General features: G+C 60.1%; 12 protein-coding genes and 8 pseudogenes. 4 read left to right on the top strand and 16 right to left on the bottom strand.

Annotated elements, in window-relative coordinates:
* Nucleotides 1-424 precede the first annotated feature (424 nt).
* The 10 genes and pseudogenes from ACRQ5Q_RS09685 to ACRQ5Q_RS09640 all read right to left on the bottom strand — a co-directional run.
* Entirely contained in the window at nucleotides 425-1,945 is a 1,521-nt protein-coding gene (locus ACRQ5Q_RS09685; protein WP_439397400.1) for a porin, read from the bottom strand.
* Nucleotides 1,946-2,902: 957 nt separating this feature from the next.
* Nucleotides 2,903-4,404, bottom strand: a pseudogene (locus ACRQ5Q_RS09680) (ISNCY family transposase).
* Nucleotides 4,405-4,520: 116 nt separating this feature from the next.
* Nucleotides 4,521-4,939: pseudogene (locus ACRQ5Q_RS09675) on the bottom strand (thiamine pyrophosphate-binding protein); the annotation flags it as partial.
* Between the two features lie 513 nt (nucleotides 4,940-5,452).
* On the bottom strand, nucleotides 5,453-5,848 hold the full coding sequence (locus ACRQ5Q_RS09670) for a transposase (protein WP_439397398.1): 396 nt from the start codon (nucleotides 5,846-5,848) through the stop codon (nucleotides 5,453-5,455).
* A 44-nt stretch (nucleotides 5,849-5,892) separates the two neighbouring features.
* Nucleotides 5,893-7,077, bottom strand: a complete 1,185-nt coding sequence (locus ACRQ5Q_RS09665) for a M20 metallopeptidase family protein (RefSeq protein ID WP_439397396.1) — start codon at nucleotides 7,075-7,077, stop codon at nucleotides 5,893-5,895.
* Nucleotides 7,078-8,512: 1,435 nt separating this feature from the next.
* Complete coding sequence (locus ACRQ5Q_RS09660) at nucleotides 8,513-9,208, bottom strand: SDR family oxidoreductase (RefSeq protein WP_439397395.1); 696 nt, start codon at nucleotides 9,206-9,208, stop codon at nucleotides 8,513-8,515.
* A gap of 74 nt (nucleotides 9,209-9,282) precedes the next feature.
* The gene (locus ACRQ5Q_RS09655; protein ID WP_439397393.1) at nucleotides 9,283-9,504 is read right to left on the bottom strand and encodes a 2-oxo acid dehydrogenase subunit E2; all 222 of its coding nucleotides are present in this window, start codon (nucleotides 9,502-9,504) and stop codon (nucleotides 9,283-9,285) included.
* Nucleotides 9,504-9,632, bottom strand: coding sequence for a biotin/lipoyl-containing protein (locus tag ACRQ5Q_RS09650; protein ID WP_439397391.1), 129 nt, complete (start codon nucleotides 9,630-9,632; stop codon nucleotides 9,504-9,506). Before ACRQ5Q_RS09650 ends, ACRQ5Q_RS09655 begins: the two co-directional genes overlap by 1 nt.
* A gap of 143 nt (nucleotides 9,633-9,775) precedes the next feature.
* The gene (locus ACRQ5Q_RS09645) at nucleotides 9,776-10,159 is read right to left on the bottom strand and encodes a transketolase C-terminal domain-containing protein (protein ID WP_439399748.1); all 384 of its coding nucleotides are present in this window, start codon (nucleotides 10,157-10,159) and stop codon (nucleotides 9,776-9,778) included.
* Between the two features lie 123 nt (nucleotides 10,160-10,282).
* Nucleotides 10,283-10,657, bottom strand: a pseudogene (locus ACRQ5Q_RS09640) (alpha-ketoacid dehydrogenase subunit beta); the annotation flags it as partial.
* Nucleotides 10,658-10,922: 265 nt separating this feature from the next.
* On the opposite strand from ACRQ5Q_RS09640, the pseudogene ACRQ5Q_RS09635 reads away from it, so the two are divergent.
* The 3 genes and pseudogenes from ACRQ5Q_RS09635 to ACRQ5Q_RS09625 form a co-directional block, all read left to right on the top strand.
* A pseudogene (locus tag ACRQ5Q_RS09635) lies at nucleotides 10,923-11,669 on the top strand (IS256 family transposase); the annotation flags it as partial.
* 71 nt (nucleotides 11,670-11,740) lie between these two features.
* Complete coding sequence (locus ACRQ5Q_RS09630) at nucleotides 11,741-13,111, top strand: transposase (RefSeq protein WP_439397390.1); 1,371 nt, start codon at nucleotides 11,741-11,743, stop codon at nucleotides 13,109-13,111.
* Nucleotides 13,112-13,175: 64 nt separating this feature from the next.
* Nucleotides 13,176-13,439: pseudogene (locus ACRQ5Q_RS09625) on the top strand (transposase); the annotation flags it as partial.
* Between the two features lie 334 nt (nucleotides 13,440-13,773).
* Here ACRQ5Q_RS09625 and ACRQ5Q_RS09620 read toward each other — a convergent pair.
* Nucleotides 13,774-14,964 (bottom strand): annotated as a pseudogene (locus ACRQ5Q_RS09620) (IS110 family transposase); the annotation flags it as partial.
* A 263-nt stretch (nucleotides 14,965-15,227) separates the two neighbouring features.
* Here ACRQ5Q_RS09620 and ACRQ5Q_RS09615 point away from each other — a divergent pair.
* Nucleotides 15,228-15,443, top strand: a pseudogene (locus ACRQ5Q_RS09615) (transposase); the annotation flags it as partial.
* Nucleotides 15,444-16,196: 753 nt separating this feature from the next.
* Here the strand turns inward: ACRQ5Q_RS09615 and ACRQ5Q_RS09610 are convergent.
* The 5 genes and pseudogenes from ACRQ5Q_RS09610 to ACRQ5Q_RS09590 all read right to left on the bottom strand — a co-directional run bounded on the left by ACRQ5Q_RS09610 (nucleotide 16,197) and on the right by ACRQ5Q_RS09590 (nucleotide 21,571).
* The gene (locus tag ACRQ5Q_RS09610) at nucleotides 16,197-17,333 is read right to left on the bottom strand and encodes a M24 family metallopeptidase (RefSeq protein WP_439397388.1); all 1,137 of its coding nucleotides are present in this window, start codon (nucleotides 17,331-17,333) and stop codon (nucleotides 16,197-16,199) included.
* A 360-nt stretch (nucleotides 17,334-17,693) separates the two neighbouring features.
* Nucleotides 17,694-17,963, bottom strand: coding sequence for a hypothetical protein (locus ACRQ5Q_RS09605; protein WP_439397386.1), 270 nt, complete (start codon nucleotides 17,961-17,963; stop codon nucleotides 17,694-17,696).
* On the bottom strand, nucleotides 17,939-19,186 hold the full coding sequence (locus tag ACRQ5Q_RS09600) for an ABC transporter ATP-binding protein (RefSeq protein ID WP_439397384.1): 1,248 nt from the start codon (nucleotides 19,184-19,186) through the stop codon (nucleotides 17,939-17,941). Before ACRQ5Q_RS09600 ends, ACRQ5Q_RS09605 begins: the two co-directional genes overlap by 25 nt.
* 17 nt (nucleotides 19,187-19,203) lie before the next feature.
* Nucleotides 19,204-19,623, bottom strand: coding sequence for an ABC transporter permease (locus ACRQ5Q_RS09595; protein WP_439397383.1), 420 nt, complete (start codon nucleotides 19,621-19,623; stop codon nucleotides 19,204-19,206).
* Between the two features lie 646 nt (nucleotides 19,624-20,269).
* Nucleotides 20,270-21,571: pseudogene (locus ACRQ5Q_RS09590) on the bottom strand (VOC family protein).
* Nucleotides 21,572-21,600 lie beyond the last annotated feature (29 nt).

Below are 21,600 nucleotides of genomic sequence, written 5' to 3'. Positions count from 1 at the left end.
CCCGCGCCATATCGCCAATCGGCGTCAAGGCTCCATCATATACGTTTCTCGGGGGTGGTGAGCACAATTCCAGCAGGCAAACTTGGCTGCGCTGTTGGTTTCGCCGCACCTGACGTGTGAAGCGATCAGATGAAGGACGCCCGGCGTTGCGTGCGGAATTTCTCCAGACGATATACCCACTCGGTATCGGACTAGACTCGCTCTTTCCCCTTCTTGCCACTGGGACTAGCTTAGGTTGACGGCGGCACCTCAGTTTTAGACCCATTGACAACGTCGCCTGCCGGTTCGGTACCAACTGGCCTGCCTGCCAAGTTCGCGCTGGCTGACGTCAGAAGACCTCCGGCGGGCATGCCGGAGGCCTTCCTTGGAGGTCGAATTTAGATCTATGAAGTCGAGTCTTCTCCTTCCGCTAGCTTAGTAGAGTCTAAAAGTTGCGCTGAGCGCGGAGCAGCAGCACGAGACTGTTCTGGTCCTTCAGCTCATAGGCAGCAGCCGGCTTTGCGATCCCCGATTGCAGCGGGAGAGTCACATTGCTTCCGCTTGCATATTTTTGATCGAGCATCATATACGCGAGCTCGCCCGTGAAGGTCAGGTTTCTGACCGGAGTCCAGGACGTCTTCGTGCCGACAACCGCGTAGTTGAAGTCGGGATTGCAGCCGGCAAGACCGCTCGAGAGAGCGACAGTTGCGACGACCGTGCCGCAGATGTAGCCCTTGGCCGTGTTGTTGTACCGGACAGCAGCCCATGCGCCGAAGATCGACGTGTTCCAGTATGGATCCCAATTGTGGGTATAGCCACCGTTGAAGCCATAGGTCGTGGTCAGCTCCTGTCCAGCGCCGGTGACGAACACAGAGTCCGACACACCACCAAACCCGAGACTTTGATATGCACCAGCTAGACCGGTACCACCGTACATCGCGTAGGTTGAGGGCAGATAGTCATGGAAGTTGTACGCGCTCGCGCCGTTCGTATATACGCCGGTCAAATTGATCGTGTCACCCGCGCCCGTCGGGATGTTTTTGATCGACAAGGCCACCTGTCCAGCCCAGCCCCACTTGTCCCCCGGATGGCCTGTGACTTCGGAAGCGCCATAGTAGGCCGCATGATTGTCGTGCGCGGCGAACGACGCCTGGAAGAGTCCCCAAGCTTGGTCAACACGGAACCTCGCCACGAGGTCTGGCGCTCGCGAACCGCCGATATCGTTGGCACCATAAGAACCGGTCCCAATTCCCGCCGCGGTCGCGCTACTCACGTTCCAGAGGTTGGTCGTGTAGTTTGCGACCTGATCTTGGGCAGAGAATGAAGCCGTGATGCCCTGACCAAAATCAGCGGTATAGGTGACCTGATTCACAGGATCCCATCCGGCACTTCCCGGCAATTCAAAATTGTTTGCCGGATATTCTGCCCAAGGGGTTCTGAACTGCGACTCCGCCTTACCAAAAGTGAACCCGGCGAACTGGATAAAGGCGTAGTAGACACCAAGCGCTCCACCAGCGACCGCAGAACCGACCGACGACGTGTAGGCCGTCGAGCCATTTGCCGCGGTCGTCCCAGCGCCGCTGTAGGTGCCGCTGGTCCAAGTGAACGTGAGCTCCGCGAACGTCCGGACCACGCCGTATTCGGTTGCGGTGCGCGTATCGATTTGCAAATCTTGGCGGGCGCGGGTCGTGTAGTAATTGCTTAGCCGGTTCCGGGCACCAGCCACGCCACCGGTGGCAGCGTTAAAGTCAGAGCTAGTGGCCAACAGAGCATCGGCACGCAGATAACCGCCCAGCTTGATGCATGTGTCCGTGCCTGGGATATAGTAGAATCCGGCTCCATACAGTGAGCAGATCTTCACGTATTCGATCGCTTTGGCCTTAACAGGCAGATCGGCCGCCTGCGCTCCGCCGGCAGCAATCAATCCCGCCGCCGAACCGAGCAAAAGGCTCTTCACCATCTTCATAAAAGTCCTCCAAATTGTCTGGCCTGTAAGGTGCCTGCTCAACCATTGGAGAGCCGACCACCTTCGCCCCCGCCCCCAATCATTCTCGACCTGCAGGGCCATCGTCGAACGTCAACCGGCAGCTTGAACCAGTGAACGTCGCGGTGCGGATCATTCCGCCCCTCGCGCACTTACGTTGACAGATTGCGCTGCCTATTGGAGCAGAAACTCTGTACGTAACGGACAAACCAAGATAGCCCGTCTACGATCGTGTTTTTTAGACGTCAGATCTGTACGTTTCGTACGATTCGCAACCGCATCTTTACACTGAGCGACCTAGTCCACCTTTCTGAGCAGCGTATGCGCATCGAAAATTGAAAACGAGTGAAGCTCTTCACGATGGTGCATGCTGGTAGTGAAAAGGTCTGAGCAACCGACTTCTGGGAGCCGCGGACACCTGCTCCGCACCTCGATAGATTTCAGCTTCCGCATACTGGATGGCGCGGGCTGGGACAGCTAAAGTGTCGGTTGGTAAACGCAGCCCTGCCCAGGATCATCGGCTAAGCACTGGAACGCTTAATCTCGACCGCTCGGGCGTTATGGCGCGACAGTCAGGATGAGGGCGCGTATTGCCGCACGTAAAAGTGCTCCCTCAGGCTCGCCCGCTGCCTCATTCATGGCTCCCGGCGTGAAGCGGAGGCGGCCAGGCGTTTCAATGATTGCCGAAGTGGGCCTAAGATGTGCTGGCGTAACCTCATTGGTAGCGGTTCGCCATGAGCTTTGCTGACCGGGGCCGGCCTCAAGGGCCGGCCTGCCAGCAAAGCTCATGGTCGTCCGCATGATCCGCGCGCAGGGGTCAAGGCTCGCGGAGCGACCCGCGTAGCGGGCTTGGCCTTGACGCCGAGGACGGATCAGGCACTCGGCCCGCACCGGATGCGATAATGGTCGCGGCTCGCAGCGCCCGGCTTTTGCCCACCGTTACTGAGGCGCTACGACGTCAAGGACGAGCGGCGGCACTTGGGAGGGACCAAACAGCATGGCGTTGGCCTGTTCGCTGCGCCAGGTCTTTAGGCGACGCTGTAGCGTGCGCAGAAGTTTTTGGGGATAGATTCCAGGGTATTCTGTCTGCAATCGCGCCAGGAGTTCGACCGGTCCGCCACGGCTCGGCTTCAAACCATTTGCGCAAATCCGGCGTCACTCGAATGAGCGGGTCGGGACGGCGATGGCCTCTTTTTGCTTTGGCGATCGGCCGATCTGTCGGCCGGGCACCCTCCTTCCAAGCGGTTCTCAAGCTCGCCAGGAAAAGATCAATCGGCTGCGCGATCGGGCGTTCGCGGCAGGCTCGGCGTCAGTAAGCGCCGCCAACCGCTCCTGCGTCACTCGGATATCGCGCAACAAGGCGACGGGGTCGAGGCCGGCGAAAGTCTCTTGTAAACGGGCGCGAACTTCATCGGACGTGCGCGAGTCGGCGGCTAGCCGTTGATGCGGCGTGGCAGGCGCGCTGTAGGTCTTGTGCACCCGGGCGCCGTCGCGCTGCTTGGCGATCAGCTTGAACGACGGTTGGAAGAAGTTCACGAACAGGCACGCCGAGCGGTAGAGCTGCGCCAGCAGCGTCGCCGCCTCCAAACCCTCGAACCGCCGGTAGCCGACCATCCTGCGCACAACGGCGCCATTCTTTTGTTCGACGAACGCCTGATCGTTTTTGCGGTACGGCCGGCACCGGTGAAAACGATATTGGCTGTGTCGCAGTACGTCTTCAGCGTCTCGTTCATGAAAACAGTGTCATTGTCCGTGTCCAAGCCAAGAAGCGCGAAGGGCAATTGCTTACGCAATTCCGTCAGCACGGTGCTCAGCAGCGTCTGCTCGCGCATGATCAGCGGCGCGGATTCTGTCCAGCCCGTCGCGACGTCCGTGAGGGCCACGGTCTGTACGAAACTGCCGCGCGCTTGGACCGCTGTGGGCGACAAGGTCTGCCTCGACGAATCCCGGTGCCGGATCATTCCAATCTGCTGACGTCCGTATCGGAATACTACGTCGGAGGGCGTGCGCGGCCGGTCGCCGGCGCTGGCGACCGAGCCCTTCCCGAATCCGCCCCAACGCCCGTTCGATCGTCGCGGCGCTCATCGAAAGCAGTTTGCCGCGGATCTCGGGAGCGAGGTCGAGATGGCTGTGCCGCTTCATCGCCTCCATCAGCACTGGCATCAAGGCTTTCAGCCGCTTGCCGCAAACCCGGTCCGACGCTTCCCAGAGGAGTGCGAGCGCATTGCGTTCGGCTTCACCGTAAATCCGGCGTCGCGCCCGACGACCTGTCCGCGACCCATGGTGACCCCACAGCCGCTGCATCGCATGCTTGCGATGATATCCAGTGATATTGACGAACTCATCCAATATCCGCGCCTTCTCCCGCGATCGCCCGATCGATAGCGTTCGCCCTCAGCTGCCATCAGTTCCTTCCTAGCCGCCATGCTCAGCCGCCTCATCGTCGCGTCCGCCCGCCCGTCTGGTTGGGGAGCAGCTTACATGAGGCAACAGCCTTATCATTCGGGAGCTTCTAAGCTGACGCAATGCGCGCTCTCATCCTGATTGTCGCGCCATAGCCTTGCATAGCCACGCGGAAAGCGCGGCCACCGGCTCGGGAATGCGATCGGGCGATCAATATCAACTACCCATTTTGCCACTATCCCAAATACAGCTTGTTGAGCTCCTGGAACGCTGACCTGATGGATGCACAGGATCATGGGCGTGCAGCCTTGCAGGACGATGTGCACGCTATGCCGGCATAGTGCGCGCTTGGGGCTCGAGTGACAAAGCAGATCCCGGGTCGGCCCGTGAGCTTGCCGTAAGCTTCCATCATCATCGCTGCACCGCCCTCAAGCAGGTCATCACGTCGATGTTAGAATCCTGAAGCGCGTCGAGAGCCGCGAGATAGCTCTCGCCCGGAACACAAGTCACCCGCTCGACGCCTTGTATGATAGGCTGATCGATTACAATTTGGCCGCCTGTGCCGCGCGGCAATCAGGGTGACAGTGGAGCGTCAATCAGGATGAGAGAGCTTCGCCGGGCTCGTGACGCAGGGAGGGCGTAGCCCGACCGGAGTTACGAGCCCGGCGTCGGCGCGATCCACAGGGGACGGTCGCGGCGACGATGTGATCAAGTCCGGCATGGGCGGGTTTCCCAAGCGGTGCAACACACGAGCACGATATCGCGTTCGGCACGAGATCAAATTCCGTTCGAGCGCGTGTTCATTGAAGTCCTTCATCCGCCCGTTTGACCGGAGCCCATCCATTGGCAAAAAGCACCCCACATGAAGAACAAAGCCGACCGGCTTATGCCTTGGCGCCCATATATTCGGCTATTTTTTTTGGAGGGGTCGCAGGAGTCCCTCGGGGAAAAGACGCGGCGGCCCCCGGAACGACCTCGGAACGGTAGGTTGCATCCCAACGGGATGGAGGGCTGGGGTTCTGTCAAGTTCAGCAAATTGATCATGGGGTCCGGTGAGCCATCCCCTCGGAGCCGCCGTCGCTCGCCTCACCCAGAAGCGCAGCGGGCGAGCGACGGCGGTGGAGAGGGGTGGCCCATCCCCTTGGTGGGCCTGAGCATCGTCAGGCTGCCTGGCGTCTGCTTCACCTTCCGCGTCGACACGCCCTGCACATACATCTCGGCCAGCGCGGCCACCAACGCATTCTCCGAGCACTGATAGCGCTCGAACAGCTCGGTCGAGAACCGTCCCTGCCGGTCCTGCGGCACCTTCAACTCGATCTTGCCCACCGGGTGATCAGCGAGCGTGTGTAGTAGCCGGACCGATAGCCGAGCCGAGCTTCGGTCCGCCTTCTCCGCGCCGAGCGTCTCCGCCGTCTCGGCTTCCAGCGTCTCCTGCACGGCGGCCAGGATCCGCGGCTTGAGGAACTCCTTGTCCGACGCCAAAAGCTGTTTGACGGCAGCTGGCCACGATTACGGCCCGACTGCTCTCATGATCTCAAGAGATCGAGGATGTACCTAACCGCAAGCTCCGTGGTCGGGATGAGAAGGTCATCGGACACGCCGAAGGTCGGCGTATGCAGGTGCGAGTCATTGCCAGGAGCTCGGCTGCCGAACCAAAAATAGATGGATGGCACACATGCCGAGTAGAATCCGAAGTCGTCGCTGCCGTCTCCGCGCTGCTTCTCGTCGCTGAACGCTTGGTGCCCGGCGGCATCGTGCACGAGTTGACGGAAACGGTTTACCATTTCGGGATCGTTGACCACCGGCGGCTCACCGGTGCGGATGATCAATCCGGCTTGACCGCGGTGCATTGAGGCAGCAGCTTCCGCAATTTCGCGCACGCGCTCGGTGAGCAACGCCCGACGCACTGGGCTGCGGGTCCTGATCGTGCCCTCCATGACGACCGACGGGCAGATTATGTTTGCCGCCTCGCCCCCACGGATAACACCAACGGTGATGACTGCACCGTCGTCGCCTGGCATTTCGCGCGAAACCACCTTCTGCACCTCGTTGACGAAGGTAGCTGCGATAGCGATCGCGTCGACGCCCTTAAACGGCGCCGCGCCATGCGCCATCTTGCCCGTAATCGTGAGTTTAAAAGAATCAGCGGACTTGGTCACCGCGCCTTCGCGCGCGCCGAATGTACCGGCCGGAAGATCCGGAGCGACGTGAAAACCAACCGCCCGATCGAAGCCATCCAACAGCTTCTCTTGTGCTACCGTACGCCCACCGAGCGGCTCAGCCTCCTCCGCCGGCTGGAAGAACACGCGCACCTTGCCTGCAAAGTTTTCCCGAATCCGATTGAAGGCAAGCGCAGTCCCAAGCGCAATCGAGCCGTGCATGTCGTGGCCGCACGCATGCATCACACCGTCGACCTGCGAGCGATATGGCAGATCGTCGCGCATCTCCCGGATTGGCAGCGCATCGATGTCGCCCCGAACCGCGATCAATCGCTTTGGGCCAGAGGCAGCGCCTTCGATATCAACATACAGGCCGGTGTTGTGGAATACCTGGGCGCCATCGATGCCAAAGCGCTGCAAAATCTCGCGGATTCGCTCCTGGGTCTTCCATTCCGCATTCGAGAGCTCTGGCTCGCGATGCATGGCATGGCGCAGCTCCATCACCGCCTCGCGCTCGGCATTCGGCAGAAAACTATTGGTGCGTGTGGTCATTTCGATATGAGTCCCGATCGGCGCCGTTTAAGCGAACGCCATGCGACTAGAAACTATCTCGCCATAGACGAGAGAATTACCCGAGTTCTAGCTCCTGCGCGCATAGAATCAGCTTGTTCTACTAAGTTGGCGCCGGACTTCTTCGTAGAAACTGACAGCCCAACTCGTCCCGTAGCGACTTTCTCAATGTGCTCCCTACCATCGGCTCTGATCGAGAGCGCCTTTCGGTTGTTTGATCTTATTGATTATAAAGGCGAGTTGCACCATACTCGCAGCGGTTTTACTAGGAGGAGACTAGTGCAGTTATGTCCACGTCGGGACGACAGTTCGCCGCGCCTTCACGGACGCGCAAATGGCGGCGTTTTGGCTGCATCCAACGGCGAGTCCCTGCGGGCAAGAGCGGGTACTCCTGGGTTTCTCTCCTGATCGGAGTCGAGGTGCCACGGGCCCGCCGCTGACCACCAGCATGCCGTTCGCTTTCATAGTAGTTTCGGCACACGAGAGCTTGGTGCTGTCTCGAGCTGAGCCCACTCAAATCAAGCCAAAGCATGACGCCTTATTCAAAAGGCACGACAACCAAACTGCGGCGCTAGCTTTCATATGAAGGTGTAAGACGCGGCTCCCTCAGAGCAGCGCAAGTTGACGGCGGTCAGTCCCAGGAAGGCGCTCCGGCTGCAGCGAAGAATAAGAATCAGCATTCGATCCACTTGCTTCCGCCCAAATCATCGATCAAGTCATACGGATGATTTTTGCCATTCTAGGGATATGACATTTTTTGAAGATCACTATTCGATACTCGGGATTGCGACGATCCAGATCGTTTAGTTTTTCATCGGCAACGACAATGTGGCGGATCGATCAATTTGCTCTCCTGTGGCACGTTCAAGCTCACTGAAATGAGCTGCTACAATTCCAACGCTGCTTCCTGCCTAAATTTACGGTGCCCCTCCAATTCTGTTTGCGGTCCTTGGCAATCATCTTGGCGGCGCCCGATCAGCGGCGGGACGGTGTTGAGCTGCGCCCAGTGATCACCGGTCAACATGCCCTTGTTGAAACTGGCTCGAGCAGCAGATTGCGTATTCTCACGAGGACGGCTCTCTGCGGTCGCTCGGATTTTGTGCGTCTCGACAGACCGGAAGTTCTCCGCGCCAAGGCTCGCGCTTACGCGCGCCCGCTCGCGGCTGTCGGCCTTGACCCGTCCACGCTTCCGGTCTGAATGGTTCGGCAAGACGTCGGCGCAAAGGCGCAAAGCGCCGACGCTCGGCTGCGCAAGAAAGAGTGAGCCCTAGGAAGTACAAGCCTTTTGACAAATACCCCTCATACAAGGCCCCTCCCGCGCGTCGCTTTACGTCGCTCGTGGGGCGCTCCGGCCGCGCAAGGCTATTGCCTTCCTGGCTACGCAAGCGTCTACGGGTTCGTAAAGGGGACGTAAAGGCTATGCCTTCATGGCCTTGCCGCCCGCAAGGCTCATCCCTCCGTCGGCGACGAACTCCGAGCCGGTAGAGAAGCTGGCCTCATCGGAGGCAACGAACAGCACCATGCTGGTGATCACGTCCGGGTCAACGACGCCGGGCAGGGCTAAGTTCTGCGAGTTCGCCTCCGCGCCGGCGGGCAACATCGGCGTGTCGACGTAGCCGGGGTGGACCGAGTTCACCCGGATCTTGTGCCGGCCGAGCTTCAGGGCGGCACTCTTGGTCAAGGCGCGCACGGCCCACTTGCTGGCCGTATAGGCCGACACGGCGGACGTGGCGAACAGGCCACTTGCCGACGAGACGTTGACGATGGCGCCTCCGCCCGCGCGACGCATGGACGGCGCGACCGCCTGTATGCCTAAAAATACGCCGGTAAGGTTGACCTCCAGGACCAGTCGCCAGTCGGCCGGCTTGATCTCGTCGATCGGCCCCCTGCGCAGTACGCCAGCGTTGTTGACGAGCACCGAGATCGACCCGAACACCGCGTCGGCCGCCGCCGCCGCCTCGCCCCACTGCTCCTCCCGGGTGACATCCAGGGGCTGGAACAGGGCCTGACTCCCGATCCCGCGCGCCAGCGTCTCGCCCTCGGCCTCGAGCAGGTCCGCGATGACGACCTTGGCCCCTTCGGCGGCGAAGCCGCGGACGTGGGCCGCGCCCATGCCCGCGCGGCGCCCGTGATGAATACGGTCCTGCCTTCGAAACGGCCCATCGGCTACCGTTGAAATCTATTCAGCTATTGTCTTCTGAATACGCCAGCGGATACGGATTCAATCGGTGGATCGCGGTGTCCCGTCGGATTCCCTTCGTTGATCGCTGCCCGCCAACGCAAAAGAGCGTCAATTTCCAGGTTCGCGACGAGGCGGAAGTGCGGAATCGTCTGCTTTGCCTGCGTCATCCGGGCAGCAATGACTTCCCGCAACGGCGTAAGCGGGATCTCGGTGAACGCGCGCACCATCAGCCTTCAATCGTTCCGATGACCGCGTTGACCTTGACGGTCGCACCCTCCGGAGCGGCGATTGTCGCCAGCACACCATCCGATGGCGCTTCGATTTCCACGGTTGCCTTGACCGTTTCAACTTCCATGATTACTTCGTCTTCGCTGACCTGTTCGTCGAATATTTTTCAACCAACGGACTATTGTACCTTCCTCAATACCCGCGCCACTTGAGGATAGGACGATGTCGATGCGCATTTGCTTCCACTCTATATCTGTGTCTTTGAGGATGTCAGAGCAGCCGCCGAACGGCGTCGATGATACGCTCCTTCGTCGGGTAGAAATCTTTTTCGAGAGCTGGACTGAATGGGACGTGAATATTGGGAGCACTCAGGCGCACGATCGATCGCCGCAACAAATCGAAGGCCTCTTCTGCGAACACCGCCGCGATTTCACTCCCAACGCTGCAGACGCCATGAGCATTGTCGACGATCACAAGTCTTCCGGTCTTGGCGACCGATGTTTGAAAAGCCTCATGGTCGAGCGGCTTCAACGTACGCGGGTCGATCACTTCGACGGAAATGCCTTCCTCCGCGAGCGAGTCGACAGCCTCCATCGTCGGCCGAATGGCGCTGGCGATAGCGATCAGGGTTACGTCTTGCCCCTCGCGCTTCACGTCCGCTCTGCCGATCGGGACCAAATGATCCGGACTTGTTGGAACATCGCCCTTGACGCGCCACAACCGAGTGTCTTCGAATATGAGTACAGGATCGTCATCGCGAATGGCAGATTTAATGAGGCCTTTGATATCGGCTGGGCTGGTCGGGCATACGATCTTGAGACCCGGCACATTCATGAAAAAGGGACACGGTCGGTCGGCATGCTGCGCCGCCATACTCGCCCGCGGGTACATCTGGCAACGAAATACGATCGAGATGTGGACCCTGGCCTCCTGTCATATATCGCAACTTCGAAGCTTGGTTAATAATCTGATCCGAAGCCAGATAAATGAAACTGGAGATTGTCAGGTCTACGACGGTCGCAATCCGTTGATCGCAGCCCCGATTCCCATTCCGGTAAAGCTGCCTTCTGAAATGGGCACGTTCCAGACCCGGCTTCGGCCGAATTGCGCAGCGATTTTACTTGCGCCGTAAACCGCGACGTCCTGCCCCATCAGTATGACGCGCTCGTCACGAGTCATTTCGGTGGCATGGCAATCTTATCGGGAAAGGGGACGCAGTCTGTGTCTTCATAGACGCCACAGGGTCCAAGTCGCCGATAAGGTCGTGTCGCCAGTGATGGTGTAGCTCGGTAGAGCAAAGCCGTCCGCCCGCGCGCCCTCAAATAGCGCCGTAGCGGGTGGACGGCTTTGCGGTGGTCACCGGCAATTCGCCGGTAGGGTCGGGTTGCTGACACCAACCTGATTCGAGGAACCACCGATGACCGACGAGATGATGAACCTTCGCGCGCTTGTGGAGAAGGCCCCCGACGCCGACCTGCTGCGCGAGATGATTGGCTTTGCCGCCCAGCGGCTGATGGAGTTGGAGGTCGCCGGGCTGACCGGCGCGGCCTACGGCGAGAAGAACGCCGAGCGCCTGGCCCAGCGCAACGGCTACCGCGATCGGAGCTGGGAGACGCGCGCCGGGGCCGTCGAGCTGCGCATTCCCAAGCTGCGCAAGGGAAGCTACTTCCCGGGTTTCCTGGAGCCGCGCCGGATGGCCGAGAAGGCGCTGACCGCCGTGATCCAGGAAGCTTATGTGCAGGGCGTCTCGACCCGCTCGGTCGACGACCTCGTGCAGGCGATGGGCATGAGCGGGATCTCCAAGAGCCAGGTGAGCCGGCTGTGCGGTGAGATCGACGACAAAGTGAAGGCCTTCCTCGCCCGCCCGATCGAGGGCGACTGGCTGTATCTGTGGATCGACGCCACCTACGTGAAGGTGCGCCAGCAGGGGCGCATCGTCTCGGTCGCGGTGATCGTCGCAGTGGGTGTCAACAGCGATGGCCGGCGCGAGATCCTGGGCATGGATATCGGCCCCTCCGAGGCCGAGACGTTCTGGACCGCGTTCTTGCGCAAGCTCGCCCGCCGCGGGCTGCGCGGCGTCAAGCTCGTGATCTCCGATGCGCATGAGGGCATCAAGGCCGCCGTCAGTAAGGTGCTCAATACCGCTTGGCAGCGCTGCCGCGTGGGATCGTTGAAAAAGTCCGAATTGACTGATTCCATTCTTGTCGGCGATTCGCGATCGGCGGAGCAAACGAGATGCTGGGGCGCAAGGAGCGGGATCAGCTTGAGCTCTTCATCACCGGCTCGCTCAAACAACTCGTCCCAGACGAGCACGTGCTGGCGCGGGTCGATCGTGTGCTCGACCTGTCTTGGCTAAGGGAAGAGGTCACCGACTGTTACTGCGCGAATGACGGCCGGCCCGGCATCGATCCCGAAGCGGCGGTACGGCTGATGCTCGCCGGTCTGCTCAGCGGCATCGTGCACGATCGCAAGCTGATGCGTGAAGCTCAGGTCAACATCGCGATCCGCTGGTTTGTCGGTTATGGCCTGCATGAGCAACTACCGCACCATTCAAGCCTGACGCGCATTCGCCAGCGCTGGGGCGAAGCGCGGTTCCGTAGGATCTTCAAGCGCACGGTCGAGGCCTGCCTGAAGGCCAAGATCGCCACTGCGGAGGTGGTCCACATCGATGCGTCGCTGATCCGCGCCAATGTGAGTTGGGACAGCCTCACCGAGCAGCATGTGGTGGATGTCCTGAGCGAAAATCAAAACGAGGATGAAAGCGAGGCTGAGAAAACGGGCCGACAGAGTGGCAAGTACAAGAAGGTCTGCACGACCGACCCCGATGCGACGATGGCCACGAATGCCCGCAACCGGCGGCTGGAGCCCTCTTACAAGCAGCACACGGCCGTCGATGACAAGGTCGGAGTCATTTTGGACGTCGCGGTCCCAACTGGACAAACGAACGAAGGCGAGATGATCGAGCCGCAAGTCGACGAGGTTGAAGCGATTACAGGCATTGACATCAAAACGGTCACCGCCGATGCCGGCTATGCCTACGCTAAAGTATACGGTGCTCTCGAACGGCGCGGCATCGATGCCCTGATCCCAGCTAAAGCTGAACCGATCAAGAGTCGCGTACCGCTCAGGCGCTTCCGGTACGACGCCAAGCACGACATCCTGAAGTGCCCGCGAGGACGTGTCTTGCGGCCCGCGCGACCCATCAAGCACGGCCGTTTCTTTTGCTCGAAGGCAAAGGATTGTGCCCGGTGTCCGCTCAAGGGTGATTGCCTATCGAAGGGGCGAGTTAATAAGGCAGTTGTTGTAGGGAACGATTATCCGGCACTGCTCCGCGCCCGGCGCCGTCGCGAACGATGGAGCTGGCAGGATCGACGGCTCTATCAACGCCATCGCTGGCGTTCAGAGGGCTTCCATGGCGAAGCCAAGACCTGGCATGGGCTGGCGCGCGCCATACGGCGTGGTCTACCGAACATGAAGATCCAGGCCTATCTGACGGCCGCCGCCATCAACCTCAAGCGGCTGGCAGCCGCTCTTGTTGCGCTTCTTTTGTGCTTGATCGCCTCCCTCGACGCGTCGCCGTCGGCATCGCGCGGAGTGCCGGGTTGATGTGAAGGCATGAATGGGCCGGTCGCTGCATCGAGCGGATTCGGTGAACCACTTGTTCAACGACCCCCGCGTCCACTTCATGCGCAACGTCCTGGCACATGCTGGCAAGAGCGGCCGGCGCGTCGTCTCCGCATTCATCGCCACCGCCTTCGCCCAGGACGATGCCGAAGCGGCCAGGACGCAATGGCGCAAGGTCGCAGATCAGCTCCGTCCCAAACTGCCAAAGCTCGCCGCCTTCATGGATGACGCCGAGCCCGACGTGCTGGCCTATATGAGCTTCCCGGCTCCGCACCGTGCCAAACTGCATTCGACGGATGAGATGGACAAGCGATTTTTTATGACCGCGCCCCGATGACGATTGCGGGCATCGCGTCCATTCTTTCGTTTGGCCGCCGCGGGCCATTCTTCCGTCCCGGCCACCGATCTCGCAGCCGCCGCGCGCAGGGTCGGTCAAGGCTGGCGCATTTGCGGCCACCGCATGGCTTGGCCTTGACCGGCCCGAGCACGGCGGCATGCTGGCGTGGAACGGGACAGCATTCCTGGCTGGCACTTGCCGTCACCGGCGGTTATGGTTGTCGGGCGCGGGCGACCTCGTGGCGAAGCGTGACGCGGCGGCTGCAAGCGTTACCGGACTGCCTATTTTGTCCTGCCGAACTGAGGCGCCCGCGCGCCGGTTTTGGCCGCCGCGGTTTCCATTGCGACACCAATCGTTCGTAGCTTCGCTCCGCCTGGGCGGCAATCAACATCTCACGGTCGCGCAGCGCCTTGATGTTGTAGGCATGGGCTGGTCCGCGCCGGCTGCCCTTCTGTTGCGGATGTCCAGCTTGAAGTTGCATCGCGCGGGTCTTGTTGGCGACCAGCGCCGGGCGCGCCCACAGGTAATCCTCGCCCTTCGTCAGCAAATGCCAGCAGAGCACCGTGAGCTTGCGAGCCACGGCCACCGCGGCGACTTGATGGCCACGCCGGGCGCGGATCCGCACAAAAAAAGCATGCAGTGGACCGGGCGCCTTGGCCGCGGCCCAGGCCGCCTCGACCAGCATGGCGCGCGCGTGACTGCGGCCGATCTTGCTGATGCGACCGTGATGGGCGGCTCCCAGTCCCGACTGCCGCACCCGCGGGTTGAGCCCGAAATAGCTCACCAGCTTTTGCGGGCTGTTGAACCGGCTGATGTCGCCGATCGCCGCCACGATGCCGGCGGCAACCGCCAGGTTCACGCCGGTGATGGTCATCAATCTGTTGGCCGCGGGATCATCGATTGCGACCTGCGCGATCGAGCGGTCGAGCAGAGCCAGGTCTTCCGCCAGCCGGTCAAGCTCACGGACGTGCCGATCGATGGCCGCGCGCTCATCGTCCGGCAGCTGTTGGCCGGCCAACCACGCCCGGCCGCGGGCGTTGAAAAGATCGGCATGCGGGCACTTCGGGATTAGGTGCGCGTGCAGGATCGAATGCACCTCGTTCTTGAGCCGCGTGCGATGCCGCACGATCTGGTAGCGCCGCGCCACCAGCCGACGCTTGCGTTCGGTCTCCGCGTCAGGCGTCCAGATCTGCGGCAGGTACCCGGCCGCCTGCAGACTGGCGATCGTGCCGGCATCGATCTTGTCGGTCTTAACGTGAGCCTGGGCGATCGCCTTCACCTGCAGCGGATTGGCGATAATCACCCGTGCCACGAACGGCGCCAGAACCCGCGACACCGCCATGCTGTTGGCAGTCGCTTCGACCACCACCTCATCACTGGCCAGCAGGGTCTTGCCAAATCCCTCCAGCGCAGTCCGCGTCATATCGATGCGGCCCGCATGTCGGAGCCTGCCGTCCTCCCAAAACACCACCTCGCCGAAAGTTCGGTGGACGTCGATGCCAATCACCCGTCGCATTCGCACCTCCTGCCACACATATGACGGGAGCTGCCGGCGACACGACAACTACGGATTCGCGCTCCCAGCGCAACCGGGCGAGTCGCAGAGGCGGCCAGCTACTAACTCGAGCTCTCGGCTCATCGAATAACATCGGCCTGCCCGCACTTCGTGCTCCCGGTGCCTCTGTCCCGATGGTCGCACCATACGCCACGATCTAGAACACCGCAGCGGGAACGTTGACACCGAGACATCTCATACCGGTTACCAATCCGATCGAGCGCCTCAACGGTGAGATCAAGCGGCGGACCGAGGTGGTCGGCATCTTCCCAAACGAGAACGCCATTGTCCGCCTCGTCGGTGCGATCCTGCTCGAACAGAACGACGAATGGGCCGTCCAGCGCGCCCGCTACATGACGCTGGAAACCATCGCTCCCTTGAGCGATGATCCCATCGTCGGCTTGCCCGCCGTGGCAGGCTGATGCCTTCCGACCCGCCGGAAAATTGGCGGTGGCCTGCTGTCAGTTACACCACGCCACGGGGCACGATCGCCGATAAGCCCTGATCTCAAGGACTGCATCCGGCGAATCGACCCTGATGTGGGGTGACTGTACCTACTGGGGAGCATCCATTGTTCAGAGACCGGGGCAAAAATCGCTGTGCCGGAATACGAACGCACGACAGCAACAGGTGTTTCTCGGTGGGAGCCAATCTTCCGGTTGAGTTTTCTCGAAGCGCCTTGTTCCTTGTTCGTTATCGCCCCACCAAAATCGAACAGATTGATGAGAATGCTCTGGGGTCGCGCATCACTTGTCGATGTCGCCGCGGGATAACGTGGGAGGAGTACCAGAAAGCTCGAAGCGCCCGGGAAACACACGAAGCTCAATGGCTTGAGCGCCGACGCAAGGCAAGGGTGGCTGCACGAGATGATGAGAGTAGCTTTTAATTGGATAGTGTGGCGCAGGCGCCCGCACCGTTCAAAGTGAATTGGGACGCACATTTCGGATCGATCGGGCGATTTTCGCGAATGCGCCGATCAATTTGGCGGCCTCGCCATCGCGAGAGCGGTTGGCGTGGGCGGCTGCTTCCGCCCTAGCCGCGACAACCTCGCGAGCGGGCAAAAATGCTCTCTCATTAAGATTCAGACGCCGGATCGGCGCGCCACCCCTCGCAGTGGCGCCAGATTTCACCAAAGAATAGAACGAAACGGAATCGCGAGATGTGATGGACGAGATCTATTCGTTCCAGAACAGCTTGCGTTCCATCTTGGTAAGTCGCTCAGGTCCTTTGTCCGTGACGAGCACCGTCTCGCTCAAGCCGATGCCATTCGCCATCATGAGCATGTGGAAGACCATCCCCGGCTCCAGAGTCCAGTTGGCGTCCGGCAGGAAATCCCTTCCCTGCTCGGTGATGTTCGGACGCACGATCAGACCAAGGGAGTAGCCGCTTTTGTTCGTGTAGCTCTTCCTCAAGCCCGATTGGAGGGCGGGCTTGCGGAATGCGGCATCGACCTCCGCCGCGATCGTCCCCGGTTTCATCTTGGCGATTCCATCGTCCTGGATCCCGATGAGCGTTTCAGCAGTCCTCATCTGGTCTGCATTTGGGGACCCGACAATAGCGGTCCGCATAAAACGGGCGGTGTATTGATTTCGAATCGCACTTGGCTCGAAATAGATGTGGTCGCCTTTCACGAGCTTGCGGTCAGTAAGATTGCCGTGGACCTCGTTTCCGCGTTCGCCTGAAAGGATCACCGCGGAAAGAGGCAGGTCGCCTCCCATCCTCACGATTTCGTGGAACAGGACCGCGGCAAGCTCACGCTCTGTCCGTCCCTCAGCAACTTGTTCAATGGCTTTGCGCACGCCCGCTTCGACGATCGCAGCCGCCTCGCGAATGCATTCCACTTCCAGCGTTGACTTGATGAGGCGCAACTGATCCACGATATTTGGTTCCGCGGTGAAGGTCGCGTGAGGCAGCTCGGCCCGAAGATAGCGATATCGCTCCAGCGTTAAGAACCACGAGTTCTCATCGACGCCCACCTTGCCCCCTGCCAGGCCCAGCTGGTCGAGCGCTTTCCCCACCGCAGGTGCCGCTACTTCGAGCGCGTTGGACTTATCTTCATAGACGACCCGCTCTTCGATGATTGAGTCACCCTTAATCGCCGGAACTTCGACATCACGAACCACCAGAACCGGGGCTCCCTTTTGCGGCACAACCAGCGCGTGGTAGGCGTAAAAGCCCGTCCCGATGTTGAACCCCGTCAGGTAGATGATGCTTTCGGGCTGATGCAGAAGAAGGACAGGAATATCCGCCTTCTCCATCTCTCGCTGGGTGTTGACCAACCGTCTGCGATATTCGTCGGGAGGGAATACCATTGTCTTGCTCCTCGTAGATCTGGCAATTTGTGACTGTCTGGTAGTTACCTACTCCAGAGGAATGCATTGCGCACCGATGCAAAGCCCCGGAAGTTTGTATATCGATGCCGATCGCCGCTGCCTCATTTTCGGAGTCGCTGGACACGACGGCCGGGGATGGTGCGCTTGCCAGACGACCGGGGACTCGAAAACCATAATAGAAAACTGCGTCGTGGCGCTTCACGTGTCCTCGAGAGCGGGTCTGCCTGGGCAGCATTGATTTCGAATGCGGCGGTGAGAGCGAGTTTGGGCACGATCAGATCCTGATCCATTTTCGAGCGGTTTGAAAGGTGTTGGTGTCGAAAGGCGAGGCTCACAGGATCAGCATCTTGCAGGGTTCAGTATGCCCGCTGCCAGCACGCTTTTGATGCTCGCATGATTTAGAGCGCGACTGGCGCCTTGTACTTTGGAAGTTTCTCCGCCTTCAGCCTCCAGATGCCGAGCCATGGAGCCGCCCAATCGCCGCACCTCGTCGAACACGAGCGTGTTCACCTGCTCTTCGTGCTCACGCACGAAGGGATGCGTGTCCGCACTTGGCGGCACCAACATGTTTTGGCGTGCGACGCCTAATCGTTTTTTGTCACGCGCCATACAAATGTCGCTCGCGTAATTCCCTCAGGGACTTGGATCCTCAGTGCGCCCTCAAGCGCCGCTAATTCTTGAGCACCATTGTATCGCTCGTAACCCAGCTCACCACGACCGGTGCCCGACGAGTAGGCAATCGGTCCTGGACGAAACCGTCTTAAGCCGAAAGCGCGTCCCCTTTTCGCAGAGGACGTCGACGCGCATCGTGCCGCCCGCGAATGATGTCTGCGCGATCGTTCCCGAAGTAACATTTTGGCGCGGGGTACGATGGAAGGCACGCCAGCGTCGATAATGCTGATCTTCTCCGGCTGGATCAGCACCTTGACGACGGAGCCGATTGAACAACCTTCGGTGCTGAACACACCTAGGATCACTCCGCCCCGTGTGGTCACGGCGTTGGCTGCCGTGACCGTTCCCTCCAGATGATTGGACTCGCCCAGGAAGTCCGCGACGAATTCGTTCGCTGGTTCGAAGTAAAGCTCGTTCGGTGTACCGACTTGCATGATCTGGCCGCCTTTCATCAGGCACACACGGTGCGACAGATCCAGGGCTTCTTCTTGGTGGTGCGTCACATAGACGATCGTCGTCCCGAGGTCCCCGTGCAGGCGTTCGATTTCCGCCTGCAGCTGTTCTCCCAACTTCTTGTCCAGCGCTCCCAGCGGTTCATCCATCAGGATCACGGAGGGCGAATAGACGATGCAGCCTGCGATGCTAACGCGCTGCTGCTGGCCGCCCGACAGCTCACGTGGCTTTCGCCGCTTGTAACCGACGAGTCCCACACCTTGCAGCGCGCGGGTCACGCGACTCGCGATCTCGTCCTTGGCAACACCGCGAACCTGCAAAGGAAACGCAACGTTGCCGAAGACGCTTAGGTGCGGCAGGATTTGGAAGACCATGCCTAGACCCCATTCGCGGGGCGGCACGGCTGAAACGTCCCTGCCGTCCGATACGATGCGTCCCTCTGATGGCGGTATGGCGCCCGCAATGACGTTGAGAACAGTGGTCTTTCCAGCCCCGCTCGGCCCGAGCAGGCTGACAAATTCTCCTTCGCGCACGGCCAAATCGATCGGGTGCAGCGCCTCCACGTTTCCATATCGCTTCCCGCCCTGTTCGAGCACAATCATGCTGCTTTTCATCTTCGTCGCGGGCCCTGCGTTCGCCCCAGGCGCTTTTTTGGATTCGAGAGCTAACAGTTGGTCCGAACCCTTGTTCAGGGTAACGTACGACACACGTCCTCCTGCATCAATCAACGCGAGGGCTCCGCCGCCCCCGGCAGGAGAAAAATCGAAACTCCGCAAAATACGATCGACAACATCGTCAGCAGCGCCGAGACCGCGGCAATGACCGGCGAGATTTCCCACTGCACGCTGCTGTACATCTTGACCGGCAGCGTCGTAGTTTCTGGGCCGGTGATGAACAACGCAATCACAACTTCGTCGAACGACATCAGAAAGGCAAGTTGGCAGTTGTTCCAGAAAGTCTTGAGGAACAACGCGCTCTCGCCGAAAGCGGCGGGCTCGCCAATGTCCAGAAGGTCGTCACCACGACAAATGCGAGTGGAACGAACAGCACCAAAAAAGGAACAAGGTCGCAGGACCGTACCACAGCACTCCATCGTTACGCTCGAGCATTCCAAAGACAGGTCAATTCCTGCATAGTAGTACACGGTCGTCCCTCGAGATGCTTGGAGCGGGTTTGCCCGACTCAGTTCGAGGGGCGACCGTGTCTCGGTAAACAGGCTCGCGAGCGCGCTTGCACATTGCGGCGGACGGCTGGCCCGTTACGCCCATCTATTTGACGCCGCCCTCCCTACGACTGCACAGGTGATGAACACCTTGGAAGTCAATCTGACCTTCTCCCCAAGCTGGCGACGCATTTTAGTCCTGAGAAATAGTACTACGCCCGTGGTCTGAATCTGATTAATGTGGGCCGTTGTGAAGCAGAAATTCGGCGCATAACCACCACAACGCGCAGCTTTTATTTCAGCTTGGTCGCCTGAGTCGAGCAAGCCACCATACATCGTCTGATCTTTAGGGATTGGAACCCCACCTAAAGGGACCGCGGTCCAAGCTCACCGGCCGCACCCGAGCTCACGAACAGCTTCCTGAACAAACTCGCCTGGCAGTCAGACGAGCGGGGTGAGAACCTGACTGCCTCCGAGTTCGGACAGAAGCGCGACAACCGCCTCGCTACCGTGCTGCAGGGGTTGCGCTCACAGCGCTACAATGAAAGATCGATTTGTGAGCCTGTAATCGCACTTGTTAGTGCGTTGACACATTCACGGCACCGAAGCGCGGCACCGCAATCTGTGTTCAAGCAAACGCGATTTTGGCAGACTCAAGCTCCTTCAGAGCTCTATCTAACGAAGTTCTCTCCGCTTGCGCATAGAGCTCCAATTCATCGCGGACCGCGACACCAAGAGCTGACTCGAGCTGAGCGCGGTTTGATTGGGCCGCGTAGTTCTTTTGCTCCTCGGTGCCGAGATTTGACTGGAAGATACCGGCTGCACTTACGGGAAGGAAATCCTCGTACACGATCGGTTCAAATTGCAGAAAGCCCCTCGCGATCAGCTCGTCCATGGTTGAGGGCAACGCTTCGTGGCGGCCTGACGCCAGGCCGGCCGTAGTTGCAGAGTAACGGAAGAACGCGAGTCCTCGCGACCGCAGTTGTGCCCGATCGTCGGGAAATGAGCTAAAGCGTTCCGAAAGCTCGGTTTGATAACTTGAGGCATTCGATCCGGCCGCGCCGACTTGAACGTCTCGACGAACGGAGGCAAGTAGCTCATCGTAGAGGCTGCGCCCCTTTGCCGTCAGCGCGACGCCGCGCTGCTCGATTTCGCCGAAGCGCGCGGTGTGCGTACCTGCCGTAATCTCACCCGCGCAACGCCTGAAGACGATCGGCTCTTCCAGTGCCTTGAAGCTGCTGGTCTGCCTCAGGAGGATTGGACAATTTCGACGCGGCGGCCCTCTATGACAGACTTTGGCAAAATGCCAAGCGATGGGCGCGATGCAACTTGCGTCCTCAGACCAACGGTAGCCTCACTGTGCAGCGGAACGTTTCCAGGGCCTCGCGCACGAATACGTCTGCCTCGGAATGCGTCAGCGCACCTTCGGTTTCGAATACACCAACGAGCTCGAGAACTCGCGGCGTAAAAGATCTGCCGAGCGCGCAGGATACTTGCGGCCTCGGCGCGCACTGCGGGATCTTCGATCAATTCAAGCCGAAGCAGGGACGTGAAGACGCGGAAAGGATTGCGACGCAAAGCTTCCTCAGCGATCGGCCGAAAGGCAGTTGAATGAACCGGAACTCCGGCCATTGAAAGGTCATAGTAGCCGACAGGACGCATGCCCATGACTGCGAAGAGGCGACGAATGTCGAATAGCTCCTGCGCCGTGCCGAGTCGAATGGCGCCATGTCGTTCGACACCCAATCTCTCGAGTTCACCGCTCTGCTCAAGTCTTGCACGCAACTGAGGATCGCGCCGAAGCTCTTCGGTGTTGACTTCGGCGACAAGCCTCAGAAGTGTCCCGTATTGCGGAACCTCCGTGCGATACATACATCGCCTGCGAGAACAGGTCACGAATGTCGTCGGGATTTGCGTGGCGCCCGGCCATCAGATAGCTCCTTGCTGACTGCTGCGTCC

The organism is Bradyrhizobium sp. PMVTL-01 (assembly GCF_051861855.1).
Taxonomy (GTDB): domain Bacteria; phylum Pseudomonadota; class Alphaproteobacteria; order Rhizobiales; family Xanthobacteraceae; genus Bradyrhizobium.
The sequence above is the reverse complement of the archived record's forward strand: the minus strand, read 5'-3'. Positions and strand labels throughout refer to the sequence as shown.